Below are 293 nucleotides of genomic sequence, written 5' to 3' on the forward strand. Positions count from 1 at the left end.
TATTTCGGTGAATCCGATCAGCGATTCCGGAGTTATCCGATCACCTGCTAACCGTTCTTTTTCTTGATGGTATTTTTACGCTAAGTGATCGGATTGGTCTAGTTTTCTCATCGACTCTCCTGTTAATTCAATTCGGTGGCTGTTGTGTAGTAAACGGTCTAGCAGTGCATCTGCAATGGTGGGACTTGGAATGAGTTTGTACCATTCGCTGGTCGGTATTTGGCTGGCAATAATGGTGCTTGATTGTTGATAACGCATTTCCATCACATCAAGCAGGTCATTCGCTTGGCGCG

At 45.1% G+C, this 293-nt stretch carries 1 protein-coding gene; it reads right to left on the reverse strand.

Going from position 1 to position 293, the window contains the following annotated elements:
- Positions 1–75: 75 nt before the first annotated feature.
- Positions 76–293 (reverse strand): ATP-binding protein (locus EOE67_RS20415; RefSeq protein WP_164852459.1); only part of this gene is annotated, 218 nt, incomplete at its 5' end.

Origin of the sequence: Rheinheimera riviphila (assembly GCF_004005945.1) — a bacterium.
Classification (GTDB): Bacteria; Pseudomonadota; Gammaproteobacteria; order Enterobacterales; family Alteromonadaceae; genus Pararheinheimera; species Pararheinheimera riviphila.